This is a genomic window from Pseudomonas quercus, assembly GCF_012033695.1.
In the GTDB taxonomy this organism is placed as follows: domain Bacteria; phylum Pseudomonadota; class Gammaproteobacteria; order Pseudomonadales; family Pseudomonadaceae; genus Aquipseudomonas; species Aquipseudomonas quercus.
Map to the genome: position 1 here is coordinate 178519 of NZ_JAAVJI010000009.1, position 22036 is coordinate 200554.

The 22036-nt window shown below is 60.0% G+C and carries 21 protein-coding genes and 2 pseudogenes; 15 read left to right on the forward strand and 8 right to left on the reverse strand.

Annotated features, from left to right (window positions below; all coding sequences use genetic code 11):
* Nucleotides 1-86: 86 nt before the first annotated feature.
* The 3 genes and pseudogenes from HBH25_RS15690 to HBH25_RS23805 form a co-directional block, all read right to left on the reverse strand.
* Complete coding sequence (locus tag HBH25_RS15690; RefSeq protein ID WP_168084873.1) at nt 87-1085, reverse strand: hypothetical protein; 999 nt, start codon at nt 1083-1085, stop codon at nt 87-89.
* Nucleotides 1086-1359: 274 nt separating this feature from the next.
* Nucleotides 1360-2223 carry a methyl-accepting chemotaxis protein gene (locus HBH25_RS23800; RefSeq protein ID WP_420708496.1) on the reverse strand — a complete coding sequence of 288 codons (864 nt, stop codon included), beginning with the start codon at nt 2221-2223 and terminating at the stop codon, nt 1360-1362.
* Nucleotides 2215-3276: pseudogene (locus HBH25_RS23805) on the reverse strand (methyl-accepting chemotaxis protein); the annotation flags it as partial. The pseudogene HBH25_RS23805 and the gene HBH25_RS23800, both read right to left, overlap by 9 nt.
* 251 nt (nt 3277-3527) lie before the next feature.
* Here HBH25_RS23805 and pnuC point away from each other — a divergent pair.
* The gene (gene pnuC / locus HBH25_RS15700; protein ID WP_168084875.1) at nt 3528-4106 is read left to right on the forward strand and encodes a nicotinamide riboside transporter PnuC; all 579 of its coding nucleotides are present in this window, start codon (nt 3528-3530) and stop codon (nt 4104-4106) included.
* 33 nt (nt 4107-4139) lie between these two features.
* Here pnuC and HBH25_RS15705 read toward each other — a convergent pair whose 3' ends face one another.
* From HBH25_RS15705 to HBH25_RS15715, 4 genes and pseudogenes are all read right to left on the reverse strand, one after another.
* Nucleotides 4140-4649, reverse strand: a complete 510-nt coding sequence (locus HBH25_RS15705) for a hypothetical protein (protein WP_168084876.1) — start codon at nt 4647-4649, stop codon at nt 4140-4142.
* Nucleotides 4650-4714: 65 nt separating this feature from the next.
* A complete protein-coding gene (locus HBH25_RS23810) occupies nt 4715-5773 on the reverse strand; it encodes a methyl-accepting chemotaxis protein (protein ID WP_420708497.1) in 1059 nt (352 codons plus the stop codon).
* A 72-nt stretch (nt 5774-5845) separates the two neighbouring features.
* Nucleotides 5846-6403 (reverse strand): annotated as a pseudogene (locus tag HBH25_RS23815) (MCP four helix bundle domain-containing protein); the annotation flags it as partial.
* A gap of 200 nt (nt 6404-6603) precedes the next feature.
* Nucleotides 6604-7743, reverse strand: a complete 1140-nt coding sequence (locus HBH25_RS15715; protein WP_168084878.1) for a glutathione-independent formaldehyde dehydrogenase — start codon at nt 7741-7743, stop codon at nt 6604-6606.
* 160 nt (nt 7744-7903) lie between these two features.
* Between HBH25_RS15715 and HBH25_RS15720 the strand changes: the two genes are divergently transcribed.
* Entirely contained in the window at nt 7904-8878 is a 975-nt protein-coding gene (locus HBH25_RS15720) for an alpha/beta fold hydrolase (protein ID WP_324616901.1), read from the forward strand.
* 20 nt (nt 8879-8898) lie between these two features.
* On the opposite strand, the gene HBH25_RS15725 is transcribed toward HBH25_RS15720, so the two are convergent.
* On the reverse strand, nt 8899-9444 hold the full coding sequence (locus HBH25_RS15725) for an RNA polymerase sigma factor (RefSeq protein WP_168084880.1): 546 nt from the start codon (nt 9442-9444) through the stop codon (nt 8899-8901).
* A 247-nt stretch (nt 9445-9691) separates the two neighbouring features.
* On the opposite strand from HBH25_RS15725, the gene HBH25_RS15730 reads away from it, so the two are divergent.
* From HBH25_RS15730 to HBH25_RS15790, 13 genes are all read left to right on the forward strand, one after another.
* On the forward strand, nt 9692-10840 hold the full coding sequence (locus HBH25_RS15730) for a hypothetical protein (RefSeq protein ID WP_168084881.1): 1149 nt from the start codon (nt 9692-9694) through the stop codon (nt 10838-10840).
* Entirely contained in the window at nt 10828-12924 is a 2097-nt protein-coding gene (gene sctV / locus HBH25_RS15735) for a type III secretion system export apparatus subunit SctV (protein ID WP_168084882.1), read from the forward strand. Before HBH25_RS15730 ends, sctV begins: the two co-directional genes overlap by 13 nt.
* Before the next feature lie 16 nt (nt 12925-12940).
* Nucleotides 12941-13879: an FHA domain-containing protein gene (locus tag HBH25_RS15740; protein ID WP_168084883.1), complete on the forward strand. Its 939-nt coding sequence runs from the start codon at nt 12941-12943 to the stop codon at nt 13877-13879.
* Nucleotides 13876-15222 (forward strand): FliI/YscN family ATPase, encoded by a 1347-nt coding sequence (locus tag HBH25_RS15745; protein ID WP_168084884.1) that lies wholly within the window; start codon nt 13876-13878, stop codon nt 15220-15222. The genes HBH25_RS15740 and HBH25_RS15745 overlap by 4 nt, the downstream gene beginning before the upstream one ends.
* Before the next feature lie 3 nt (nt 15223-15225).
* A complete protein-coding gene (gene sctO, locus HBH25_RS15750) occupies nt 15226-15675 on the forward strand; it encodes a type III secretion system stalk subunit SctO (RefSeq protein WP_168084885.1) in 450 nt (149 codons plus the stop codon).
* Complete coding sequence (locus HBH25_RS15755) at nt 15665-16201, forward strand: type III secretion system HrpP C-terminal domain-containing protein (RefSeq protein ID WP_168084886.1); 537 nt, start codon at nt 15665-15667, stop codon at nt 16199-16201. Before sctO ends, HBH25_RS15755 begins: the two co-directional genes overlap by 11 nt.
* Nucleotides 16198-16905: a type III secretion protein gene (locus HBH25_RS15760; RefSeq protein WP_168084887.1), complete on the forward strand. Its 708-nt coding sequence runs from the start codon at nt 16198-16200 to the stop codon at nt 16903-16905. The genes HBH25_RS15755 and HBH25_RS15760 overlap by 4 nt, the downstream gene beginning before the upstream one ends.
* Nucleotides 16902-17309: a FliM/FliN family flagellar motor switch protein gene (locus HBH25_RS23590; protein ID WP_324616902.1), complete on the forward strand. Its 408-nt coding sequence runs from the start codon at nt 16902-16904 to the stop codon at nt 17307-17309. The genes HBH25_RS15760 and HBH25_RS23590 overlap by 4 nt, the downstream gene beginning before the upstream one ends.
* On the forward strand, nt 17306-17959 hold the full coding sequence (gene sctR / locus HBH25_RS15770) for a type III secretion system export apparatus subunit SctR (protein WP_168084888.1): 654 nt from the start codon (nt 17306-17308) through the stop codon (nt 17957-17959). Before HBH25_RS23590 ends, sctR begins: the two co-directional genes overlap by 4 nt.
* Nucleotides 17960-17965: 6 nt before the next feature.
* Entirely contained in the window at nt 17966-18232 is a 267-nt protein-coding gene (gene sctS, locus HBH25_RS15775; RefSeq protein ID WP_168084889.1) for a type III secretion system export apparatus subunit SctS, read from the forward strand.
* Between the two features lie 21 nt (nt 18233-18253).
* On the forward strand, nt 18254-19045 hold the full coding sequence (gene sctT / locus HBH25_RS15780) for a type III secretion system export apparatus subunit SctT (RefSeq protein WP_168084910.1): 792 nt from the start codon (nt 18254-18256) through the stop codon (nt 19043-19045).
* A gap of 3 nt (nt 19046-19048) precedes the next feature.
* Nucleotides 19049-20128: a type III secretion system export apparatus subunit SctU gene (gene sctU, locus HBH25_RS15785; protein WP_168084890.1), complete on the forward strand. Its 1080-nt coding sequence runs from the start codon at nt 19049-19051 to the stop codon at nt 20126-20128.
* A 293-nt stretch (nt 20129-20421) separates the two neighbouring features.
* Nucleotides 20422-22020: an argininosuccinate lyase gene (locus HBH25_RS15790; protein ID WP_168084891.1), complete on the forward strand. Its 1599-nt coding sequence runs from the start codon at nt 20422-20424 to the stop codon at nt 22018-22020.
* The last annotated feature ends 16 nt before the right edge of the window (nt 22021-22036 follow it).

The following is a 22036-nucleotide window of genomic DNA, read 5'->3' on the forward strand; positions in this document are numbered from 1 at the left end:
TGAATGCACTGCTCTACATGCCACCGGCTTTCCCCCTGGCGGCCCATCCTCAGTTACCCCACATGTGCGACCCTGCCGATTACGCCTTACCCAATCACCTTCTTCAAAGCAGATAAGGCTACGTCCATGTCTTCCACACCCAGTGTGGCTGCCTTTATGTCAGCAATGAACTGTGCAACCTTCGCAGGGGTAGGCTCTTTGAGCCCCTTTAACACAGCGTTCCCTAGAGCTTCTTGGTCTTCACGGTCTTCTGTGCACCTTAGCGCCTTCACAACGTCCTGAATCTGCTCAGGTGAAAGTACATGGGCAGAGGCGTCCTTCACCACAGCTGACTTGTATTTATCAACAGCCTTGCCTGTCTCTATGGATACCTGGTCTGCCTTATCCAGCACCTCTTGCTGTATCGCGCCAACGCTGCACATGAACTCGCATTTCTCCAACGTTTGGCTGGCCAGGGTCTGCAACTCCAACAACTCATCTCTGCTGTTGGCATAGCTTTCCCCCTTCTGAGGTAGTTGCTGGGCTTTCGTCAGCACTTCAAGCGCGGCGACGACGCTGTTCATACCTTCACTGAATTTATCTTTTTCACCCAAATAGCCCACCCCATAGGTCATCAGCCCTGGGATTAATGCTTTTGCAGTCTTGGGGTCATTTGCAGCGATGCTGGGCAGGCTGTTGTACAGCGCATCAAGAGGTTTAACGAACTCCGGGTGATGCTCCCGCGCAAGGCCAAGCTTCAAAAAATCTTGAGCAAATATCGATTGCTCTGCCGGCGTAGCTGTTTTGATGTCCTTGGTTGCCAGTGTTTCGTTAAACGCGTTGACTGCCTGTTTGGAGGCTTCCCTCACGGCTAATACTGCCGAAGGCGCCTCGTCATTTTCAGGGCAGGCAAGGTCGTCGTGTGGACCTAGCTCCGCGGTTTTCACCTTCAAGGTATTGATGGCTGCATCCAGGACCGAATGCGCCTTGTGCCAGGCCGCCTGCTTTTCATCTTTTGCAGAAACCGGAGCAGCATTCACCGTTGACGCTTGAACCTGAGGTTTTGCCAACTCACTAAACCGTGCAGCTTGAAGCGAGCTAGCCATAGGTTTCCCAGCAGAGGCCTCAGGCCTGGGAGGCATTGGAGGGGCTTGTGGCACTGGAGCCGGTGAGGCGGGGCGAGAAGTTGTTGCCTCATGGCCTTCAGTCATAGGCGTATTTATCACACTAGAAGGCGACGATGCGCCTGATCGAATAGCGGTCATGGTAACGGGCCTTTGATACGAATAAAGAACGTACCCCTGAGTGGCCTCCAAGCGCGCTCGGTTCCACCTGGCGCGCTTGGAGCCCGTTGAGCAGGCCCCGCCCTTACCGCACGGTTTACACTTTGAAATGCCCGACCAACGCTTGCAGGTTGCCGCCCAGGCGCGCCAGTTCAGCACTGGAGAGGGCCGTCTGCTGGCTGGCAGTCGCGGTCTGCTCCGATACATCACGCACGTTCACGATGCTACGGCTGATTTCTTCTGCAACAGCGCTTTGCTGTTCAGCCGCCGTGGCGATCTGCTGGTTCATGGCCTGAATGTTGGACACCGTACGGGTGATGTTCTCCAGCGAGCCACCGGCGCGCCGGGTCAGCTCCACGCTGCTGTCGGTCAAGGCCTGGCTGCTCAGCATCACGTCCACCACTCGCTTGGTGCCGTTCTGCAGGCCCGCCACCAGGCCTTCGATTTCTTCTGTGGACTTCTGCGTACGCTGGGCCAAGCCGCGTACCTCATCGGCCACCACGGCAAAACCGCGCCCAGCTTCACCGGCGCGCGCCGCTTCGATGGCAGCGTTAAGCGCCAACAGGTTGGTTTGCTCGGCCACCGCCTTGATCACGTCCATTACGCTGCCGATCTTGTTGCTTTCGGCCTGCAGGTTGGTCATGGCGTCCATGGAGCCGCGCACCTCCTCGGCCAGGCGCTCGATGCGTGCGATGGCCTCGCCCACCACCTTGTCGCCCGCTTGGGCTTCGTGATCAGCCGCGACGGCTGCCTCGGAGGCTTGCTCGGCACTGCGCGCCACTTCCTGCACCGTGGCAGTCATTTCGTGCATGGCCGTGGCCACTTGGTCGGTTTCGGCCCGCTGGGTGTTGGCGCCTGCACTGGTCTGTTCGGTCACGGCGGACAGTTCCTCGGCCGCGCTGGCGATCTGGGTGACCCCGTCGCGAATGCCGGTGATCAATTGGCGCAGTGTAGCGCCCATGCGCTGGATACCTTGCTGCAATACGCCCAGCTCGTCCCGGCGTGTCACCGTCATGGTGCTACCAAGGTCACCCGCGGCGATGCGTTCCACCGCAGCAAGGGTCTGCTGCAGCGGTTTGGTGATCTGGCGCGTGATCAGCCAAGCGGCCAAAGCACCCAGTATCAGCGCCAGCAACGCGGCGCTTACCTGAACCACGCGTGCGTGCTGGCTCTCCTGGTCGCGGCGGTCGATCTGCAACTGGTACAGCTCATCGCTGAGGCGTTGAATGCCGTTGCCTTGGTCAGTCATTTCAGCGCGGGCGCTGTTGATATTCACGGTATCGGCCTTGAAGTCGGCCAGCGCGCGACGGTAAGCCGCCAGGCTGGTGCTCAACTCATCGAAACGGGCCGGGTCACCCGACAGCGCGCCCTGCAAGGCAGGTATGGCGGCGATGGTAGCGTCGATCTGTGAGAAGGCTGTGGCTTCGTTCTCAGCGTTAATGGTGTGCACGTACCCCCGGATGTCGTAACGGGTCGCCTGGAACTGCTCGCGCACCTGGGTGATGGCCTGGAACCGTGCCATTGCCGCCGCGTCGTCACTCGACTGCGCGGCTGTCTTGCCCAGGCTGGCGATTTGGGCCGTAACCGTGTCTTCCCAGGTATGCAGGGCTTTTCGGTGCGCGATGCTGGACGTGTACGCATCACGCATGTGCGCCAAGGACACCTGGTAGCCCTTGAGGTATTGGTTCTGCTCTTCCAGGCGCTTCACGTTCTCTGGGCTTTTGAACGAGGCCAGCAGCTTCTGCTGCTGAGCCATAGCTGCGTCCAGCTTTACCTTAACAACCTGCGCAGCGGCGTCATCGCCGTCGGCGACCATGTATTGCAGGCGTGAAATACGCAGGTTGGTGAGGGCGCTATTCAATTGCGAAATGTCACTCATCCAGTTACTGCGCTGGATCAGGCCTTCCAGGCTGTTCCAGCCCGTGAGCGCCAGCAGTGCTGTTAACACCAGCACCACGGCAAAACCCAAGCAGAGCTTGGCGGTCACACTGATGTTTTCAAACCAGGTTTTCATGCATTCCTCCAAAATTTGACTCGCCCTGCCATGCAAGCCGGGTGTACCGGAGGGCTTCAGGGTGCTGGGCGTGCGTATTCAACCTTTGGCTATCGACCGCTGTGCGCATTTCTTGACTACGTGCGTACATTTTGTAGGTTGTTCGCAACGGGAGTGGGCATAAAGGCGGTTCAGAAGGTATGTTCGCCCTCATACTAGGCAGTGCCCTGCTTTCTAGCGCCAGGCACCGTAAACGTCTTAAGGAAACCGTCATGTCCAACCTGGAAATACTTGCCGTGCTGGTTAACGTGCTCGGCGTATGGCTGACCGCCCGGCGCACCCCTTGGTGCTGGCCTGTGAATGTCATTGCCGTGCTGTTGTATGTCTGGATTTTCTACGATGTGAAGCTGTACTCAGACATGCTGTTGCAGGTCATCTTTGTGTTCATGCAAGGCTATGGCTGGTGGCAATGGCGGGCGGGCCGAATGGACGAAGGCCGTGTGCACGTGGATCGGCTACCCCTACACGTGGCCTTGGTCAGCCTGGTGATAGGCGGGCTACTAGCCCTGTTGCTGGGCGCTGGCATGGCCCATTTCACGGATGCCGAGGTGCCTTGGCTGGATGCCACATTGACCGCCTACAGCCTGGTTGCCAGTTACTGGGCAGCTCGCAAGTACATTGCCAGCTGGTGGCTATGGATCGCCTTGGACCTGGTGTATACCGGGCTGTACTACTATAAGGCGCTGCCGCTGACGGCGGCCTTGTACGCCGGTTTTATCGTACTGGCCGTGTATGGGCTGAGGGCATGGCAACACAGCGTGGCAGCCCGCTCCACGCCAGCGCTGCCATGACGCACGTTGCCAACACACAGTTGGCGCTCACGGCTACAACACGTTCAGCTCAAAGGGCTGCATCTGTGCCCTGAACTGATGGGAAGCAAACGGCACCTGTACCTTCTGTTGCTGCGCCTTCTGCCATACGTCCAAGGCCGTGGTGCGAGCGCTATCCAGTGCCTGACCCTTGGGCTGCAAAGTGCGCATCACCGCATAGGTAGCACACAGCATCACCGTCAAATGGGCGGGGTCCTTGGTGGGTGCGGCAAAGCGGGCGTTGGACACATTACCGGCCTTGGACACATCCAGGGTCATGTCCACCTGTGCCCCGTCCCGCTCAAGCCGCTGCCGTACCCTGGCGCCTTTTTTCAACGTCTTGGCCTCGCCAAAGCTGACCGAGCGGCAGTCCGCTTCCTCCTGAATGTATTTTTTAACGCCCGCCTGTAGCGCCGCTGGCGTGATGCCCAGGCTGGCTTGTGGTTTGGGGTCGGGCTTTTTAGCCGCTTCAGCAGGCAGCAGGGGTAAGGCAAGCAGGCACATCAGGATCAAGCGGCGGCTCATGGTAAGGCTCCTTGGAAAGCGACGGAGCATGCTACCTCAACCATGAGCCAAACCGTGACCAAGCCTCAGGCGATCTTGAAGAACGCGACTTTATCAGTGAGCTGGTCTGCCAATTTAGCCAGCGCCTGGCTGGAGGCCGCGACTTCCTTGGAGCCCGACGCCGATTGCAGGGTGGAGCCGTGGATACGGGTGATGTTCTGGGCCACTTCCTCCGCCACGGCGGTCTGTTGCGAGGAGGCACTGGCGATCTGGGCGTTCATGTCGTTAATGGCCCCCACTTCCACACTGATCTTGTCCAGTGCCTGCTGGGACTGACGGGTTTGCTCGACCGAGCGCTCGGCCAGCTCACAGCTGTGGCGCATGGCCTTGGCCGCGCTCTGCGTGCCTTCCTGCAGCACACTGATCATGTCACGAATTTCCTGAGTAGACAGTTGCGTGCGGTTGGCCAGGGACCGCACTTCGTCAGCCACCACTGCAAAGCCTCGGCCATGCTCGCCAGCACGGGCCGCTTCAATGGCCGCGTTGAGCGCCAGCAGGTTGGTTTGTGCCGCAATAGAGTTGATCACCTCGATCACGGTCTCGATGCGCGCGCTGTCAGTGGTTACCCGCTCCATGGTGGAGGTGGTCTGCTCCAGAATCTGCGCCAGTTCACCAATGGCCACTGCGCTGGCGGCTACCATCTGGTTGCCCCCTTCTACCTGAGTGTCAGCCTGGCGCGTGGCGCTGGCCGCCTGTACGGCATACCCCGAGACCTCATGGGTAGTGGTCGCCATCTGCGTGATGGCGGCCGCAATCTGCTGGGCTTCGGAGGTTTGCAGGCTGATCTGCTCGTTGTTGCTCGACGACGCCGTTTGAAGCTGTGCGGACGACTGGCTGAGCTGCGAGGCCGCAAGGCGTACCTGGCCAATGGTACCGCGCAGGTTGGCCAAGGCCTTGCCTAGCACGTCCATCACGCTATCAGGGTAACGAGTGGTAATGGTCTGGTTAAGGTCTCCGTCGGCCAACCGGCGAATGGCGTGTGCCACGTCCGCAGGCTCTGCACCCAGGGTCCGTTTCACGTAGCGAATGATCAACGTGGACAGCACAATGCTCAACAAGAGGGCTACGCCTGTGAACACCAGCATCAGCCAGCTGAACTGCCCTGCTGTCTGCTGCACATCACTCAGGTGGCCATGAATGGAAGCTTCTTCGAAATCGATCAGGGCGTTAATACGCTTGAGCCATTCGCTGTAGTCAGCCGAGGCCTTGTTCAGCAGCAGGGCCTGGGCACCGGCGATATCACCGGAACGACGCAAGGCCTCCACTTCGCCAGAAGAGGCCAGGGTTTTGCGTTCGATGTCCTTGATAGCCGTGAGCAGGCTCTGCTCTTGGGCGGTCACAGGGCGGTCCGCGAACAACTGGTCCATGGGCTTGGCCGATTCCACATACACCGCTTCCAACTGCCGTACTTCATTCAAGTGCGTGGCCAAGTCTTGGTCATTGTTGACCAGCACCGCATCACGAATAGCAATAGCGCGGTTGTGAACGCTGCCACGGAAGTTGATTGCATAGCGCTGCACCAGCGCTGCGTTCTGGCTGACGTTGGACAAGGTGTGGTCGATCACGCTCACGCGCTGGATGCCGACCGCCGTAATAACAACGATCAGGGACACCACCGCCGCGAACGCTAAGCCGATACGTGTGGCCAAAGAAAGGGAGTTGTTCATAGGAATGCTCATGGGAATCGAAGCCTGGGAAGGATGGCTCCAGGCCATCAACAATTTGGCGTCAATTTAATGAGAAAATTCCTTGGTGCACCAATTATTTTTTAAATAAAACTTCATAGTCTGGCTCTATCCGCAAAACTGCAGGCACGAGCGTGGGTGCCCTATGGGTGTGGGCGGTACTGCATAGCAGCTGATAAGAATAAGCACTGCTACCCCGGCTGCGCTCGATGGCCGGGGCAGCGACGTGGTCAGGCGGCGGGCTTGAGCACCACCTTGGTCCAGCCTTGATCTCGGGCGTCGAAGTGCTTATACGCCTCTGGGCCTTCAGCCAGGCTCAAACGGTGGGAAATGATCTGCGCAGGGTTGGCACGGCCATGATGGATCAGTTCGGCCAGGCGACGATTGTATTGCTTCACGTTGGCTTGGCCGGTGCGAATGTACTGGCCCTTGAACCAGAACGAACCAAAGTCGAAAGCCATCTTGCCTTCTTTGGCCAGGTCACTCTTGGCGCCGGGGTCCTGAGGTACGAACACGCCCACTACGCCGATACCACCCGTAGGTTTGGTCGATGCCACCAGGTTGTTCATGGTCAAGTGGTTGGCTTCATGGCCGTGCTTGTTACAGCATTGGTAGCCCACGCATTCGCAGCCGCGGTCTGTGCCTTGGCCGTTGGTGTGATTCAGGATCTGCTCAACGGCCTCGCTCTCGAGGGAATTGATGGCAATGGCGCCCATCTTCTCCGCCAATTTCAGGCGGTCGGGGTGATTGTCCACTACAAACACCTGGGACGCGCCTTTGATCATGGCCGAATGGGCAGCCATCAGGCCCACCGGGCCCGCGCCATAGATAGCAATGCTCTCGCCCGGCATCAGGCCAGACAGTTCAGTGGCATGCCAGCCAGTGGGAAAAATATCCGACAACATCACATAGTCGTCTTCCTTTTCCTGGGCATCCTCAGGCAGTACCAGGCAATTGAAGTCGGCATAGGGCACGCGCAGCAGCTCAGCCTGCCCGCCCTGGTAGGGGCCCATCTCTGCAAAACCATAGGCCGCCCCTGCACTGCCGGGGTTGGCCGTCAGGCAGAACCCGGTCAGGCCCTTCTCACAGTTGGCGCAAAAACCACAGCCGATATTGAACGGCAGGCACACACGATCACCCACCTTTACGCGATCCACGCCTTGGCCTACGGCGACCACCTCCCCCATGTTTTCATGGCCCAGCACGCGACCCGTCTCGAAACTGGTACGGCCTTCATACATGTGCAGGTCTGAGCCGCAGATATTAGTGGTGGTGATGCGGACCAAAGCGTCCGTGGGTTTCTCAATCCTGGCATCGGGCACGTTCTGAACGCTGACGTCGCGTGGGCCGTTGTAAACGATTGCTTTCATGATGTCCTCCACAGTTAACGAACAAGCAGGGAATGTGGCCCTCTTTCACTAGCACCGTTCCTGCGTAATGCATGAACCCGGACGAACGGCGGGTGCGACCGTACGCTCTATACCAAAACAGCCGCTGGTGCTCCGGGCCGGCCAAACGAGAGGGACACCCGTGGAAAACGAAACGCCGTGGCACTGGAGTGAGCACACCTTGGCGCAAGCGCGCCGCTTCAACAAAACCCTGGCCTGGCTGCCCAGGTTTCGTATTCGCAACCGTTTTACGCCCCTGGCCATCCAGGCATTGCTACGCATGGGGCAACTGCGCAGCGCCACCAAGCTGGCACGGCATGGCCTGCATGCTCAAAGACAGGTGCTCAGCTGTGAAGGCCACCAAGTACCCGTGCGCATTCTTCGGCCCAATGGCCCAGCGCGTGCTCTGGTGATCGATATTCATGGCGGAGGTTGGGTGATCGGCAATGCGCAGATGAACGACGACCTCAACGTGGCCATGGTCAACGCCTGCCAGGTGACGGTGGTGTCCGTGGATTATCGGCTGGCGACCTCAACCCCCATTGAAGGCCTGCTGGCGGACTGCCTCGCTGCGGCCCGGTCACTGCTCAGCCAGGAACACCCAGAGTTCGTGGGCCTGCCGGTGATTCTGGTGGGCGAGTCAGCCGGTGGGCACTTGGCGGCCGCAACGTTATTGGCGCTCAAACAATGGCCGAGCCTGTTGCAGCGCGTGAGCGGCGCGGTACTGTATTACGGCGTATACGACTTCATGGGTACGCCCAGCGTGCGAGCTGCCAAGCCAGACACCTTGGTGCTGGATGGGCCAGGTATGGTGGCTGCGTTTCGCAGGCTTACGCCAGGCCTGACCGATGCCCAGCGCGCGCAAGCCCCGTTGTCACCCCTGTATGGGGACTTCAATGGCCTGCCGCCTGCACTCTTGCTCGCAGGTGAACTTGACCCTCTGCGCGATGACACCTTGATGCTTGCCGAACAGTGGGGGGCGTCGGCCCCCGTAGAATCCCACCTCGTGCCTTGCGCGCCCCATGGCTTTATTCACTTCCCCACAGCCATGGCTAATGAGGTAGTAGCCCGTACGCATGCCTGGATCAATCAGCGCATTGCAGCGTCGCTACCTTGAGTGCTCCGTATGCCGGCCATTCAGATCGAAGCGCCAATCTGCCGTTTGAGTTGCTCACGTGCGCGGGAGAGGCGCGACCGTACCGTGCCGATCGGTACACCCAGGGACGAAGCGGTGTCTTGGTAATTGCCATCCATCTCCAAGCTCACTTCAATCACCTGCTGCATGTGGGTCGAAAGCTGGCCAATGGCGACCACCACACGCGCCAACTGGCGATGGCCATCTACCTGATGGCCGATGTCACGGCCGGGGTGCCCATCCGAATGCACCTGCTCTTCCCAGCTTTCCTGGTAAGGCTGGTTATACATTTTGCGGAAGTGGTTCCGGATCAGGTTCAGGGCAATCCCACACAGCCAGGTTTGAGGCTTGCTAGTGCCTTGGAACTTGTGCTCGTTACGGATGGCCTCAAGGAAGGTGCCTTGCAAAAGGTCGTCCACATCGTCTGGGTTCATCACGCGCTTGTGAATGAAGGCACGCAGCATCTGTACCTGGTCAGAGGTCAGGTGACGGATAGCGCTGGCCGGTTGGGTATGAGCACCGTTGCCGAGTACGCAATTCGTTTGCATGGGAACTTACCTTTTATTGGAGAAGTGTCCCTAGCTGTATTGCGATAGTTGTGCCATATGAAGAATGTTTCATAAACAATTGATTTAAAAGATATTCACCTTTCGAAACAGTGTTATCTAGGGCAAGTTTTTGCAAAATGTTGCATGGCCAGGTGCGAGGTTTTGCACAAACGCTCTGCGCGTAGCGCGCATGGAACCGGCCTAGCGCTTCGACCACTCAGGCGTATCACCTGAGCAGAAGCGCGCTATGAAAATCGCCCCTCCCGTCATACCGCAGACCAGCCACCTGTCACCGGTGCCGCCTCCTTCTACACCTGCCAACTTGCGGCCAGGGACAGGAGATGCGGCCGCCAAGACGTTGGCCGATCAGAAGCTGGGTGACCTGAAAGATGATGCGTCGCTTGTACAACAGGCCGATACCCATGACCAGCGGGATCAGGCAAGAACCCTCAATGGCCTGAGGTCGCAGGCGGCGCAATCCAGCCAGATCAGCCGCGAGCTCAATGCAGCTTATAAAAAATCCGTAGACACGAAGGTGCGCGACTTGCGTCGCGACCTTCGCAACCTTCCTGGGCTCGCAGCCCCGACCTACCAAAACATCGCCGCTCGTGTACTGCAGGAGTCTGAGGGGGATGTAGGCGTAGCCTGGTCATGGTTGCAAGAGGCCGCTCGACAAGCACATCAGGAGGGACAACCCAAAGAGGGCAACGAGCTGCGCGAGATGGCGCAGAAGATGCGCAAGGATGTGTCTCGTGCGCTTAGATATAACCGCAAGGCCACCCTTCGAGGAGGGCGCGCGCGCGCCACAGGCCCCAGAGGCGACACCCAGGAGGCGATGTACAACGCTGCGGTCGACGGCCCGCATAACGTGATCGGGCTACTGGAAGCTTTGCTGGAAGACATGCGCGAGCACGGTAAGTCCGACATCTCGCTTAGAGAAGTGCAGTCGAAGATGGCCAAGGACATCGCCTCTGCAGCAGCGGCCAATGCAAAGGCGCAAACCCGACCATTGATGCACGGGATGACCACAGCCACCCATGTGGCGACCCTCAAGCGCGCCTGTGAAGATCTTTTGACCCATATGCGCAGCAAGAACCCTGAGCTACGAGTGGAAGGCGTTGCCTTGCTGCATCAACTGTTCGCTTTGGCGGGGCACAAGATGCCAATTGAAAATACTCGCACGCTGCTGGAGCTGATTGGCGGCAAGCGCCTGCGCGATCAGCTGGCGTGCCTGAACGGGATCAGGAACATTCTGCTTTACAAGGTACATAGGCCGCTGTGGGGCGCTGTCAAGAACTACCACGCCGCCCAGGACAACCTCCTCAAACTCGGCACCCTCATGACGGCTGAGGAACAAAAGCTTATCCAGGAGAACAGCGCTTTATGGAACGCGTAATCAACCTACTCAATGGCGTGGCCCTGGCGGCTATGCGCCGCTCAGAGATCGTTGGCGCCTTCGTAGTCATTGCGATCGTGTTCATGATGATCACCCCCATGCCCACTGGGCTGGTGGACGTGCTGATCGCCATCAACATCTGTATCTCCTGCCTGCTGATCATGCTGGCCATGCACCTGCCCCGACCCCTGGCGTTCTCTACATTCCCGGCCGTGCTGCTGCTCACTACCATGTTCCGCCTGGCCCTATCGATTTCCACCACTCGCCTGATTCTGCTGAACCAGGATGCGGGCCACATCGTGGAAGCTTTCGGCCAATTCGTGGTGGGGGGCAACCTGGCCGTGGGCATGGTGATCTTCATGATCCTTACGGTGGTGAACTTCCTGGTGATCACCAAGGGCTCGGAGCGTGTGGCCGAAGTGGGCGCACGCTTCACTCTTGATGCAATGCCTGGCAAGCAGATGTCCATCGACAGCGACCTGCGTGCCAACCTGATCACTGTTCAGGAAGCCCGTACGCGCCGCTCGGAACTGGGGAAAGAAAGCCAACTGTTCGGGGCCATGGACGGGGCCATGAAGTTCGTGAACGGCGACGCCATCGCCAGCCTGATCATCGTGGCCATCAACATGATCGGCGGCATCGCCATCGGTGTGGTGCAGCACGGCATGTCAGCCGGTGATGCCTTGCAGCTGTACACAGTACTCACCATTGGTGACGGCCTGATCGCACAGATCCCGGCACTGCTGATTTCAGTTACCTGCGGTATCGTCATCACCCGCGTACCCAACAATGACGGGGGCGTGCCTACCAATATCGGCCGGGAAATCGCTGAGCAGATCACCAGCCAGCCCAAGGCCTGGATCATCGCGGCCGTAGCCATGCTGGGTTTCGCTGCCCTGCCCGGCATGCCTACCGCCGTGTTTATCGTCATTTCCATCATCTGTGGCGTGGGCGGTGCGTTGCAGCTGTACCGGGCACGCCCTTCGGCAGCCATCGGCGATGCTGAAGCGGTAGCACCTGAATTCAACGGCCACGAAGACCTGCGTACCTTCTCGCCCAGCCGGCAGTTCGTGTTGCAATTCCACCCCTCCCAGAGCCAGGGGCACGTGGAGGCGCTGGTGACCGAAATCCGTCAGCGGCGCAACCGCCTGGTGGTCCAGTATGGGCTTACCCTGCCCTCCTTCGTCATCGAGCACTCTAACGACCTGGCGCCGGATGAGTTTCGCTTCAACGTGTACGAAGTTCCGCTGGTACGAGCCACCTTCACACATAGCCACACGGCGGTGCCCGCTGATGTATTTGCTCAGCAGGCCGATGAGGCCGTTGCAGGGCTGGCTGAGCGTCAGGAGGCCGATTGGCTCTGGCTGCCCAGCGAGACGGTTGCCGACATGGAGGCGCACCCAGACATTGTCAGTGCCCATACCCTGATCATCGAACGTATGGAGCGAGCCCTGCATGCCTGCGGCCCTAAGTTCATCGGCTTGCAGGAAGCCAGGGCCATTCTGAGCTGGCTTGAATCGGAGCAACCCGAAGTTGCCCAGGAAATGCAACGGGCCGTACCCCTGGCCCGTTTTGCTGCAGTACTGCAACGGCTGGCCTCCGAATGCGTCCCCCTGCGCTCGGTGCGCGTAATCGCCGAAACCTTGATTGAACATGGCCAGTACGAGCGGGAGGTGACTGCGCTGACGGACTACGTGCGTATCGCCTTGAAATCCCAGCTGTACCACCAGTATGCCGGTGACGACGGCTTGCAGGTGTGGCTCATGACGCCGGAAAGCGAAGGCGTGCTGCGCGATGGCCTGCGCCAGACCCAGACTGAAACCTTCTTTGCCCTGGGTAACGAAACCAGCCAGTTGCTGGTGCAGCAGCTGCACCTGGCATTCCCGGTACGGGCCAAGGAAAAAGCCGTTCTGCTGGTAGCCCAAGACCTGCGCAGCCCTTTGCGCACTTTGTTGCAGGAAGAATTCCACCATGTACCGGTGATGTCGTATGCCGAAATCGGCGCCACCTCCCAAGTGAAAGTGATGGGCCGTTTCGAGCTGGAAGAAGAAATGGACGCGCTGGAAAACCCCTATGCCGCCTGACGTGAGGTCACACGAAATGTTTGAATTGCGCGTATTGACCGGCCTGCATCAAGGCGCCGCGCTGCCCCTGATAGGCGACCAATGGCTGATCGGTTCGGACGCAGCACTGGACCTGGCACTGCACGACCCCGGCGTTGCCCAGCGCCATTGCCGCCTGGAACGCAGCGGCGAACACTGGAGCTTGAACGCCGAAGACGGTGCGGTGATGGATGAAGAAGGTCACGCCCACCCCGTGACTGCCCTGGCACCCGGCAGCCCGTTCGTGTTGGGGTCGGTGTGGCTGGCGGTCACGCCTGCCGAGGCCGCTTGGCCCAACGTACCTGTGCCGGTAGCCCAGAATACCGGTGAAACCGAGCCCGTGGCGCCCACGCCAGTGCCTAAGGCACGGCGGTCAGTGTTCAACCGCGCCACGTTGCTGATCACCGGTGTGTTGATCGGTGTGGTCGGCAGCGCCTGGAGCCTGTCCCGTAGTGCAGCCCCCCTGGAACCCTCTATGGCCGGTGCGCACCCGGTCAGCCATGCCACTGCCAACACATCAGCTCCGGCCGTGGCTACGTCCTCACGTACCCGGCTGAGCGCCGAACAAGCCCGGCTCAAGCTCAAGACCATGCTTAGCGATCGGTTGCTCAATGACATCAATGTGGAAGCCACCCCCAAGGGGTTGATACTGACCGGCAGCCTGCAGGAAGACACACGCGCCGTGTACCAACGCATGCTGCAGCGTTTCGAAGGTAGCTTCGAAAGCGCGGTACCCCTGATCGACGAAGTGGGCGCCGCCGGTTCAGCACTGCCCTTCGTGATCGTACAGATCCTGTCGGGGCCTCAGGCGCACTTGGTCACCGCTGACGGCAAGCGCCTGTATATCGGCGATGCCCTTGAGGGCCTGCGCCTGACGCGCATCGACGACGGCAAAGTGGAATTCGAGGGTGATCGCCACTATGAGGTGCGCTGGTGAATGCCGCTCTGCAGCAATGGGCCGCCGGGCATGCCCAGCGCCTGGAACGGTTCTCGGCGGTGCGTGCCAGCGGGCGGGTGAGCGCGGTCAATGGGATTCTGCTGCAATGCCAGGTGCCAGCTGCTGAAATCGGTGAGCTGTGCGAGGTAAGCAAGGCCGATGGCAGTACCATCCTGGCAGAGATTGTGGGCTTCACAGCTGAGTACACGCTGCTCAGTGCCTTGGGCACGCCAGAAGGCATTCAGGTCAATGCGTGCATACGCCCGCTGGGCATGGCGCATCGCATCGGCGTCGACGAGCGCCTGTTGGGTAATGTCTTGGATGGCTTCGGCCGCCCTTTGGTGGGCACCGAAGGCGCCTTTGCCGGCCCTAACGACCCCCGCGACACGGTGCCGGTCATTTCCGAGGCGCTGCCCCCGACCCAGCGCCCGCGTATCACCCGCGCCCTGCCCACCGGTGTGCGCGCCATCGACAGTGCCATCCTGCTGGGAGAAGGCCAGCGTGTGGGCCTGTTCGCGGGTGCCGGTTGCGGCAAGACTACGCTGATGGCGGAACTGGCCCGCAATATGGACTGCGATGTGATCGTGTTCGGGCTGATTGGTGAACGTGGGAGGGAACTGCGCGAGTTTCTCGACCACGAACTGGACGAGACCCTGCGGCAGCGCTCGGTACTGGTGTGTGCCACGTCGGACCGCTCCAGTATGGAACGCGCCCGTGCGGCGTTCACTGCCACGGCCATTGCCGAGGCTTACCGTGCCAAAGGCCTGAAGGTGCTGCTGTTGCTCGATTCCCTTACCCGCTTCGCCCGTGCCCAACGCGAGATCGGTATTGCCGCCGGTGAACCGCTGGGCCGTGGCGGCCTGCCACCTTCCGTGTACACGTTGCTGCCACGGCTGGTAGAGCGTGCAGGCATGAGCGAAGTGGGCTCTATCACAGCCCTGTACACCGTGTTGATCGAGCAGGACTCCATGAACGACCCGGTGGCCGACGAAGTACGGTCATTGCTGGACGGCCATATCGTGCTGTCGCGCAAGCTGGCAGAACGGGGGCACTATCCAGCCATCGACGTACAGGCCAGCATCAGCCGGATCCTGAGCAACGTGACCGGGCGCGAGCACCAACAGGCCAATAACCGTTTGCGCCGGCTGATGGCGGCGCACAAGCAGGTAGAAATGCTCTTGCGCCTGGGCGAGTACCAACCGGGCAACGATCCGGTCACAGACTGCGCAGTGGCCTTGCACGAGCCTATCAATGCGTTTCTGCGCCAGGACCTTAGGGAACCTGTGCCACTGGAAGATACTCTGTACGCCCTGATGCAACTGACCGCGCAGCTACCGGAGTGACCCATGGACGACGATGCCCTGCAGGAAGATCCAGACCGCGTAGCGCTAGAGCATGTCATTCACGTGCTGAACCCACTGCGCCAACACCGGCAGGCCCGTGCCGAGCGCGCTCAGCGCCAGGCACAGCAAACCCTTGAAGCCGGCCAGGAGCAACTGACGCAGGCCAAAGACGTGCTGACGGACGAAACCGCACGTAAAGGCGTGCAGCGCCAGGCCATGGCTACAGAACACTTGAACCAGGCCATGACCCTCAAGGACATGGACCGCTGGCAATACAAGGAACGTAAGCTGCTCGATCACCTGTCACGGTTGCGCCAAGGCATCGAACAACAGCGACGCGCCGTAGTGGCACAGCAGCAGGCCGTACTCGATGCGCAGCGCAGTGCCAAAGCTGCCCAGCGTGCCACTGAAAAACTTGCGTGCCTGGCGGAGGCCATCGCTGATGAAAGCTGAACAACGCCCGCCTTCACCGCCTCGCCCTGTGGCCAGCCCGGCGCCTGCACCCGAACCTGCCAAGCCAGCATTGGCCACGCCGCCGCGTCGCAGCGAAAGCGAGCGCTTGCGAGGCAATGGGTTTAGCCGGGAGGCAGAAGCGGTACCCAGCGGTGACAGCCACTTTTTTTCGCAGTTGATTCTGCCTGCCGATGCCCGCAGCGGTGATGAAGGCATGGGTGGCAACCGTAGTGTTGCCTGGGCCGCCCCCGCAGAAGAAACGTCAGGGGAATGGATAGGCACACTGGCTCAGCACTTGAGCAAGGCTCCACCGGAGGGGCTGGAGATCACCGTGCTGATGCCCAACCTGGGTAATGTTCACGTACGGGCTACCCCGCAGCCAGGGCAATGGCGCATTGAGCTAGGTTTTGCCCGCCGGGACGTGGCGCGCCGCCTTCGCCCACGCGAGCGGCAGTGTGAAGCGGCGTTTGCCGACGCGTTGGGCAAACCTGTGGAACTGGCAATGTACGACGAGGCTACCCTGTGACGCCCCTGAAGCTACGCTCGGTGAATACCCATGTGGCCCGCGCGACCCAAGCACTGGGCGCAGGTGCCCGCTTACCGTTTCGAATAAGCGACTGGGCCGGGGCGCTCAGCCTGCACCCGTTGGCGACCGTGCCTTCCACACGTGGGCTCTGGTTGAGTAGCGCAGTAGGCCCAGTGTGGCTAAGCGACGCCGACGCCGTGCTGAGCCTGTTGAGCGAACACCCGGTGGTGGTTCAAGGGCCGGCCCAGCCTTGGTATTGGCAGTTTGTGGGCCAGCACCTGGCCCCTTCGATCGCCCGAAGCTTGTCGCCACTGGAGCCCTTGACCACTCACGTGCCCGAAGGGCCTTTGGTGCATTGCCGGGTGGAGGTACAGGCAGGCGAACAACAGGTGCATGCCTATTTGAGCATGCCCCCGCAAAGCCTGCTGCAATGGCTTCAGGTACCCGGTTGGCAACGCTTGCAGCGCCCCCTCGACGAGGGATTTGAAGTGACTTTTTCCGTGCCACTGGGCTACACCGAACTCAGCGCCCGGCAGTTGGCCTCGCTGCGCCCCGGCGATGTACTGCTGCCCCAGCAATGCCTGTTCGATACGCAAGGCCAAGGTAGCCTGGTGCTAGCAGGCCGGCAGTGGGCCGGCGAAGCTGTCGCTCAGGGCAGCCAGCTCTTTTTTACCTTGAGCCATGAGGAATCCTTTGCATCATGAACGCCTACGATGAAGACGCTGCTGTTCAGGAAAATGAGTACGATGCACCGTCCTATGCCGGAGACGAGGGCACGCAAAACGAAGAGGGCTATGACGAAGGCAGCTACCACGAAGAAGGCTACGATGAAGGCCTGTCACCCAAGTATGCCGACGAGCCGGCAGTAGCCGCCGACCCAGACCTGTTGGCAGACCTGCCGCTGGCGTTGACCCTTCGGTGCGGCCAGTTGACCCTGACCCTGGGGCAGTTGCGCGAACTGGGCAGCGGCAGCGTGCTGGAGATAAACGGCGTAGCGCCCGGCCAGGCGACCCTGTGTTACGGCGAGCGCGTTGTGGCCGAGGGTGAGCTGGTGGACGTGGACGGTCGCCTTGGCTTGCAGATCACCCGGCTGGCGTCGCAACCATGATCATGGACGGGGTGAACCCGGTACTGCTGGCACTGTTTCTGGGTGCGCTGTCGCTGATTCCGTTCCTGCTGATTGTGTGTACGGCGTTCCTGAAAATTTCCATGACCTTGCTGATCACACGTAATGCCATCGGTGTGCAGCAGGTGCCGCCCAATATGGCCATCTACGGTATTGCCTTGGCAGCGACGCTGTTCGTGATGGCGCCTGTGGCCCATGACATCAGCGAGCGGGTCAAGGCACGCCCGCTGGACATGTCTTCCACTGAAAAGCTGCAAGCCAGCGCAGCCGGTGTAATCGGGCCACTGCAAGGCTTCATGACACGCAATACCGACCCTGACGTATCGGCCCATCTGCTGGACAACACCCAGCGCATGTGGCCCAAGGCATTGGCCGACCAGGCCAGCAAAGACGACCTGCTGCTGGCCATTCCGGCGTTCGTGCTGTCGGAGTTACAGGCGGGGTTCCAGATCGGCTTTCTGATCTATATTCCGTTCATTGTGATCGACCTGATCGTGTCCAATTTGCTGCTGGCCCTGGGGATGCAGATGGTGTCACCCATGACCATTTCTCTGCCGCTCAAGCTGCTGCTGTTCGTGCTGGTCAACGGCTGGACACGCCTGCTCGACAGCCTGTTCTATTCCTATATGTGAGGCAGTATGGAAGCGTTGGCGCTGTTCAAGCAGGGCATGGTGCTGGTGGTCATACTCACCGCTCCGCCATTGTTGGTCGCGGTATTGGTGGGGGTCGCCACGTCATTGATACAGGCCTTGATGCAGATCCAGGACCAGACCCTGCCCTTCGGTATCAAGCTGGCTGCAGTGGGCCTCACCTTGGCCATGACCGGGCGCTGGGTGGGGGTGGAGCTGATCCAGTTCATCAACATGGCCTTTGACCTGATCGCCCGTACCGGCGGGGCTCATTAGGTGGCAGTGTCCTCGGTGCCGCTGCCGCTAGATGCTCAGTACCTGTTTGACCTGATGCTGGGTACTGGGCTCTCCATGGCGCGGCTGCTGCCGTGCATGATGCTGGTACCGGCCTTTTGCTTCAAATACCTGAAAGGCCCATTGCGCTATGCGGTGGTGATCGTAGTGGCGATGATTCCGGCCCCTGCGATTGGCCAGGCACTGAGCAGCCAGGAAAACCTGATTGCCATCGCCGGGCTGCTGCTCAAGGAAGGCGTGCTGGGAATTCTGTTGGGCATGCTGCTGTACGCACCCTTCTGGATGTTCGCGTCGGTAGGGGCGCTGCTGGACAGCCAGCGCGGTGCCCTGAGCGGTGGGCAGCTCAACCCCGCGCTCGGGCCGGACGCTACGCCGCTGGGTGAGCTGTTCCAGGAAACCCTGATCATGCTGGTGATTCTGTCGGGGGGGCTGACCTTGATTCTCCAGGTGATCTGGGACAGCTACCTAGTGTGGCCTCCCACAGCCTGGCTGCCAGCCATGACCATCGAGGGCCTGGACCTGTTTCTGGAACAGCTGAACCAGACCTTGCAGCACATGATGCTGTACGCCGCACCTTTCATAGGCCTGTTGCTGCTGATTGAAGCGTCGCTAGCGATCATTGGCCTGTACGCCCAGCAACTGAACGTGTCGATCCTGGCCATGCCGGCCAAGAGCATGGCGGGGCTGGCGTTTCTTATCGTTTACTTGCCCACGTTGCTGGCGCTGGGCAATGAGCGCATTACCCGGCTGGTAGATGTCAAAGCCCTCCTGCTTCACCTTGTACAGGTGCCCTGAGCCATGGCTGAAAAAACAGAAAAAGCCACGCCCAAGCAGCTACGCGATGCGCGTGAGAAAGGCCAGGTTGCCCAAAGCCAGGACCTGAGCAAACTGCTGGTGTTGCTGGTGGTAAGTGAAATCACCTTGGGGCTGGCTGATGACAGCGTAAGTCGCCTTCAGGGCCTGCTGTCGGTAGCACTGGCGGCGACCGGCCAGCCTTTTGCGAGTGTGGTAGGCCAAGTGGCCATGGACGGTGCAACATTGCTGGGCGGGTTCATTCTGTGCAGTGTGGGCGTGGCGGTACTGATGCGCTTGGTGGGCAGTTGGGTGCAGATCGGGTTCCTGTTCGCACCCAAGGCGCTGAAGTTCGACCTGAAGAAGATAGACCCGTTTTCCCATGCCAAGCAGATGTTCTCGGGCCAGAACGTCACCAACCTGCTGTTGAGCATACTCAAAGCCTCACTGATCTCCATCACGCTGTATACCGTGGTAAAGCCGGAACTCAACGTGCTGGTCCTGCTGGCCAACTCCGACCTCACCACGTACTGGCACGCCCTGCTGGAGCTGTTCCGCCATGTGTTGCGTACCACCTTGGGCCTGTTGCTGGTACTGGCGGGGCTGGACGTGGCCTTGCAAAAGTACTTCCATGCCAAAAAGCTGCGCATGAGCCATGAAGACATCAAAAACGAATACAAACAGTCCGAAGGCGACCCTCATGTAAAAGGCCATCGCAAGCAACTGGCCCACGAGCTGCTGAACCAGGCCCCCAGCTCTGCTCCCCCGCAACAGCCTGTGGAAGAGGCCGACATGGTGGTGGTCAACCCTACCCACTACGCCGTGGCCTTGTTCTACCGGCCCGGTGAAACCCCACTGCCGCGCATTCACTGCAAAGGCGAAGACAATGACGCCCTGGACCTGATTGCACGGGCCAAGGCCGCAAAGGTACCAGTGGTACAGAGTATCTGGCTGGCGCGTACGCTCTACAAAGTCGCCGAAGGGCGGTACATCCCTCGGCCTACCCTCCAGGCAGTGGCGCAAATCTATCAAGTGATCAGGCAGCTGGACGAAGTGACCGACGAGGTCATTCAGATCGAAAACTGAGCCTGTAGCGTCGTGAGCTCATGCCCTAAGCAACAAACACGAATTCACTCCGCCTGAGTGTAAGGCACTTCGTAAGCGCAAAGCTGCGCCTGCGCAAAGGGGCACGTGCTGCCGACCGTACCGCGCTAGCACAACCCTGGCCAACGATAGCGATCGTTGCCATACCTGAAGCGTCTCGACACCCCCTCTTTTATATATTTCAACTGTGCCAATGGCTTCTGTAGGCTTTTCCAGGCCATCACAGGCGCACTGCCTTCCAGCGTCATAACCTTCTAATAACAAGAGCGACCACCATGCCCTCCCATACCCGCCTTACCCCGTTGGCCATCACTGTGGCGCTGTTCAGCAGCCACTGCGCCTATGCAGCCAATACAGCTGGCGTACCTTGCGCCACGACCGAACAGTGCGCTGCACAGGCCGCGAAGATCGGGGCCACGGTTGAAAAGCCTAAGCTGGCAGGTGATCCGGCCGACTCACAGTTCGCCTGGCTTAACCGCATCAACCAGGCGTCGATCGTGATGCTCACGGAGGAAGGCATCGTGACCCCGGAACTGGGCCGAAAGATTGCCGGGGGCGTGCGCTACGCCATCGACCAAGGCGACCAGCCCGATGGCAGGCGCCCCACTGATGTGCTGCAACTGGAGCAGATCATGACGGACAAAATTGGCCCTGAAGCGTCGTTGATTCACTCCGGCCGTAGCCGCCAGGACATGCTGGCCACGTACCGATTGGCCACCCTGCGCACCGACGTACTGGCCATGGCCGATGCGCTGAACAGCACCCGCCAACGCCTGCTGGTACTGGCCGACAAGCACATCGGTACCCTGGTGCCTGCCTATACCAACGGCGTACAGGCTATGCCCATCAGTTACGCGCATTATCTACTGGCTTTCGAAGCCGCCTTTGAGCGCGATGGGCAACGCATTCACGAGCTGTACCAGCGCCTGAACCTCAGCCCCATGGGCACGGCGGTACTGGCAAATTCAGCCTACCCCTTGAACCGGGAGCGCCTGGCCGAGCTATTGGGCTTTGACGGGGTACGGGAAAACTCCCTCGATGCCAGCCAGGTCTCCACCTATGACATACCTATCGAGGCGGTGAATATTGCATCCAACGCAGCCATCCGTGTCGGTGCGATGGTGGGCGACATTCATACGCAATACCACCAGATCCGCCCGTGGCTGCTGCTGGACGAAGAAAAAACCTACACCAGCAGTGCCATGCCTCAGAAGCGCAACCCTGGGCTGTTGATGCGTGCCCGTGAAGCCGCTTCGGATGTGGCAGGCCTGGCTCAAGCGGTCACCTTACGCGCGCACAACGTGACCACCGGCATGACCGACTACAAATTTGCGTTCGATAGCCTGGGCGTGTTCGACGCCACCCGTGAGATGTTCAGTGCCACCAATGCCGTACTGGATGCGCTGCAGGTCAACCCGCAGCGCGCCCTGGAAGAGCTGGAAAATGAATGGACCACCTCCATGGAGCTGGCTGATACGTTGGAACGCCTGCACAAAGTGCCTTTTCGCATCGGCCACAGCTTTGCATCGTTGATTGTGGAGGAAGCACGCGACAACGGCCTTACTCCCAAAAACTTCCCTTACGACCATGCCCAGAAGCTGTACGCCCAGGCTGCTGAGCACTACAAATGGTCGCCCGCGACACTGCCGCTGGACGAAGCCACCTTCCGTGCGGCACTGTCGCCACGGGCGATGGTTAACACACGCAAAGGCACGGGTGGCCCGCAACCTGAGGAGGTCAAGCGTATGCTTGCCGAGGCCCATCAGGCCCTTGAGGTGGACCGTCAGTGGCTTAAAACAAAGCGCAACAACTTGGCCAACGCCCAAGGCAACCTCGACAAGGCTTTCAGCAGCTTGCTGTCGACCACGCCTTGAAAAGCTTTTTTAAGCG

Excerpts from the sequence above, each read along its gene's own strand:
- HBH25_RS15730 (WP_168084881.1), top strand. The coding sequence starts at position 9,692 with ATGAAAATCGCCCCTCCCGTCATACCGCAGACCAGCCACCTGTCACCG.
- HBH25_RS15755 (WP_168084886.1), top strand. The coding sequence starts at position 15,665 with ATGAAAGCTGAACAACGCCCGCCTTCACCGCCTCGCCCTGTGGCCAGC.
- sctR (WP_168084888.1), top strand. The coding sequence starts at position 17,306 with ATGATCATGGACGGGGTGAACCCGGTACTGCTGGCACTGTTTCTGGGT.
- sctU (WP_168084890.1), top strand. The coding sequence starts at position 19,049 with ATGGCTGAAAAAACAGAAAAAGCCACGCCCAAGCAGCTACGCGATGCG.
- HBH25_RS15740 (WP_168084883.1), top strand. The coding sequence starts at position 12,941 with ATGTTTGAATTGCGCGTATTGACCGGCCTGCATCAAGGCGCCGCGCTG.
- HBH25_RS23810 (WP_420708497.1), bottom strand. The coding sequence starts at position 5,773 with ATGCTGGTGTTCACAGGCGTAGCCCTCTTGTTGAGCATTGTGCTGTCC.
- sctO (WP_168084885.1), top strand. The coding sequence starts at position 15,226 with ATGGACGACGATGCCCTGCAGGAAGATCCAGACCGCGTAGCGCTAGAG.
- sctV (WP_168084882.1), top strand. The coding sequence starts at position 10,828 with ATGGAACGCGTAATCAACCTACTCAATGGCGTGGCCCTGGCGGCTATG.
- HBH25_RS15790 (WP_168084891.1), top strand. The coding sequence starts at position 20,422 with ATGCCCTCCCATACCCGCCTTACCCCGTTGGCCATCACTGTGGCGCTG.
- HBH25_RS23800 (WP_420708496.1), bottom strand. The coding sequence starts at position 2,223 with ATGGGCGCTACACTGCGCCAATTGATCACCGGCATTCGCGACGGGGTC.
- HBH25_RS15715 (WP_168084878.1), bottom strand. The coding sequence starts at position 7,743 with ATGAAAGCAATCGTTTACAACGGCCCACGCGACGTCAGCGTTCAGAAC.
- HBH25_RS15690 (WP_168084873.1), bottom strand. The coding sequence starts at position 1,085 with ATGGCTAGCTCGCTTCAAGCTGCACGGTTTAGTGAGTTGGCAAAACCT.
- HBH25_RS23590 (WP_324616902.1), top strand. The coding sequence starts at position 16,902 with ATGAACGCCTACGATGAAGACGCTGCTGTTCAGGAAAATGAGTACGAT.
- HBH25_RS15705 (WP_168084876.1), bottom strand. The coding sequence starts at position 4,649 with ATGAGCCGCCGCTTGATCCTGATGTGCCTGCTTGCCTTACCCCTGCTG.
- HBH25_RS15725 (WP_168084880.1), bottom strand. The coding sequence starts at position 9,444 with ATGCAAACGAATTGCGTACTCGGCAACGGTGCTCATACCCAACCGGCC.
- sctS (WP_168084889.1), top strand. The coding sequence starts at position 17,966 with ATGGAAGCGTTGGCGCTGTTCAAGCAGGGCATGGTGCTGGTGGTCATA.
- pnuC (WP_168084875.1), top strand. The coding sequence starts at position 3,528 with ATGTCCAACCTGGAAATACTTGCCGTGCTGGTTAACGTGCTCGGCGTA.